The organism is Clostridium sp., from assembly GCF_051650885.1.
Taxonomy (GTDB): domain Bacteria; phylum Bacillota; class Clostridia; order Clostridiales; family Clostridiaceae; genus Clostridium.
On record NZ_JBOFRG010000067.1, the window covers coordinates 1 to 2,189 of the forward strand.

General features: G+C 34.3%; 1 protein-coding gene. It reads right to left on the minus strand.

Annotated features, from left to right (window positions below):
• Positions 1-216 precede the first annotated feature (216 nt).
• Positions 217-1,632 carry a group II intron reverse transcriptase/maturase gene (ltrA, locus tag ACRC28_RS03540; protein ID WP_438542076.1) on the minus strand — a complete coding sequence of 472 codons (1,416 nt, stop codon included), beginning with the start codon at positions 1,630-1,632 and terminating at the stop codon, positions 217-219.
• Positions 1,633-2,189 lie beyond the last annotated feature (557 nt).

The following is a 2,189-nucleotide window of genomic DNA, read 5'->3' on the forward strand; positions in this document are numbered from 1 at the left end:
ATAGAGTCTCATTTAGAATTATTCTCATAATTCTCCATTTTAAATCACTATATCATGAATAATCCCATAAATAAATTAATCTTTCCTTAAATCTTCTCTCTCCATCTCATCAAAAAGCTTACTTTAAATAATCGAGTAGGAGGTAAATAATTATTTTATTTACCGACCTCTCACACCACCGTACGTACCGTTCGGTATACGGCGGTTCATTAGAATTTAATGTATCATTTGATATGTTTGTGTTAGACTAACAAATCCTAGTGATTCTAGATATTCGTTAGTTAAAGATTTATTTAAGATTGGGCTGTTGGATATTCTCCAATAGCCTTTTCTTGTATTTGCATATTCCCAGGCTTTGTATTTGTTAATTCCTAGCTTTACTAGATTCCTATGCTTAGTCCTAATCTTCTTCCATTGTTTCCATATGCAAGCTCTTAGTCTTCTTCTAATCCATTGGTCTAGTTCTTTTAGCTTCGCTTTTGCGTTAGCTATTCCATAATAATTAATCCACCCTCTCATTATCTGATTTAGTTTCTTCAATCTATATTCCATATTAATCCCTGTATTTCTATTAGTATAGAACTTAATTTTCTCTTTAAATCTTTTAACTGACTTCTCGTGAATTCTTATTTCTGCTCCGCTTTTCGCAAAATAGAAAGAAAATCCTAAAAATTTTCTTCTAGATACAAAGTCTACTGCACTTTTATTCTCATTCACCTTAAGCTTTAGCTTATTTTCGATAAGATTTGTTATAGATTTCATTACTCTTAGTCCTGCTCGTCTGCTTTTAACATAAATATTATTATCATCTGCGTATCTACAGAATTTATGCCCTCTAGTTTCAAGTTCTTTATCTAATTCATCTAGCATTATATTTGCTAATAATGGACTTAATGGTCCTCCTTGTGGAGTTCCTTCTTCACTTACAACTGAAACACCATTAATAAGGATTCCACTTTTTAAATATTTTCTTATTAACGACAATAATCGTTTATCTTTTATCTTCTTTTCAAGTTTACTCATTAAAATGTCGTGGTTAACCTTATCAAAGAATTTCTCTAAATCCATATCTATCACCCATTTATTTCCTAAATTTATATACTGTTTTGCCTTCTTTATAGCATCTTTTGCTCCTCTACGAGGACGGAATCCAAAACTATTTTCGGAAAATAATGGGTCGTATATCTTCGTTAAAACTTGAGCAATTGCTTGTTGCAATAATCTATCTTGTACAGTTGGTATTCCTAGCAATCTAACTCCGCCATCAGGTTTTGGTATTTCTACTCTTCTTACTGGTGATGGATTATACTTAGTTTCTAATAGTTTAGCCCTAATTGTACCCCAGTGTTTCTTGATATGCCCTCGAAGTTCATCGGTTTTCATTCCATCGACACCATGGCTACCTTTGTTGCTAATTACTCTCTTTAATGCTAAAAGCATATTATTTCTTTCTAGCACATCTTCAAGTAATCTACTAGTATCAAACGCTTCATCGTTTACGCTTTCCCTATTTGGTAAAACCCTAGAATTACTCTGCACCTTTGATTTACCTTGAAGTTCCACTTCTACTTCCACCACTTGGTCTCCATATTGAGTTTTCTGCTTTCTTTGTAATTTCTTTGATTTATCCAAAGTTGTAAACCTCCTAATGTTCCGTCCTTCCTCCGCTAACGCGTTTAGCGAAGTACTATGACATCTGCTGACTTCTGATAGTTCAACTATATATCACTATATAGGTTATCTTTAAGAATTTAATCTACACAAAGATGTATCTATCAGACCTCCCCAGGTAAGAACACGCACTTTCACCTCATCTATCTGCCACATTTACTTTCTCTATTTCGGATAGTTTAGGGCTTTACTTTGTTAGGCAAGTTCACCCATAGAGCTAAGCCTCAAATGTGATTCGTGTACCTCAGACCAAGGTTTTGCCTCCGACTTCCTTCAGATTCCACCTCGCGATGGACACCCTTGTCTTAAGCTAATGGTTGGCACTATCAACCCCCATATCGGACTTTCACCGACAAGTACGTGCCCATGCTGGGCACACCTAAAAAGCAGGACTCAAAAAAATTTTTTGAGTCCTGCTTTTACTATGCTAAACCTACTTCACTTCTTGATGCAGAAGTTGGCATCTTTTTATTAATCATTTTTGTTCTTATTATATGTACAATCATAGAAATTACTAT